The organism is Roseburia zhanii (genome assembly GCF_014287635.1).
GTDB classification, from domain to species: Bacteria; Bacillota; Clostridia; order Lachnospirales; family Lachnospiraceae; genus Roseburia_B; species Roseburia_B zhanii.
In genome coordinates, this window is sequence record NZ_JACOPH010000098.1 from 1 (window position 1) to 577 (window position 577).

1 protein-coding gene and 1 pseudogene are annotated in these 577 nt (G+C 39.0%); both read left to right on the plus strand.

Features of this window, described 5'->3' with window-relative positions:
- Nucleotides 1-161 precede the first annotated feature (161 nt).
- Nucleotides 162-287, plus strand: a pseudogene (locus H8S17_RS16690) (tyrosine-type recombinase/integrase); the annotation flags it as partial.
- Between the two features lie 78 nt (nucleotides 288-365).
- Nucleotides 366-577, plus strand: a 212-nt coding sequence (locus H8S17_RS16695; RefSeq protein ID WP_243238123.1) for a tyrosine-type recombinase/integrase, incomplete at its 3' end; no start/stop codon positions are given.

The window sequence follows — 577 nt, forward strand, 5'->3', positions numbered from 1 at the left end:
CAGTCTCTTCCGCAATCGGAATTATGACGCTAATGCACCTCCGAATAGGTAGATGTAATTATTAACACTACTTATTCTGGAGGTTTTATTATGTATAAAGATATTTTTGAATCCATCCGCAATGAAGCAGAAAACGTAACCTGCGTGAAAGAACTATTCAACTGTATTGCTCTGATGTCAGTTACTTCCTTCGTTGGATTGGAAAAAATGTTTCTGATCTTACACTTGAAGATGCGGAAAGTTTTCTTACTGCCAAACGTCTGGAAGGAAGGTCTCCTGAAACTCACAATCACTATCGGTCTGCAATAAAGTTCTTATATAAAAAGGTGCTGAAAACTGTCTGGGATGATGACACTGTTCCGGCTATGAAAAGAGAGCGAAATCTTCCTGCTGTTCTATCCCGCGATGAAATAAATGCAATCATTGACGCCACTCCGAATCTGAAGCATAAAGCGATTATTGCAACTATGTATTCTTCCGGATTACGTGTATCAGAGGTTGTTCATCTTCATTATGATGACATTTCACGTACCAACATGACAATTCATGTTCGTGAAACCAAAGGCAGAATTGACAG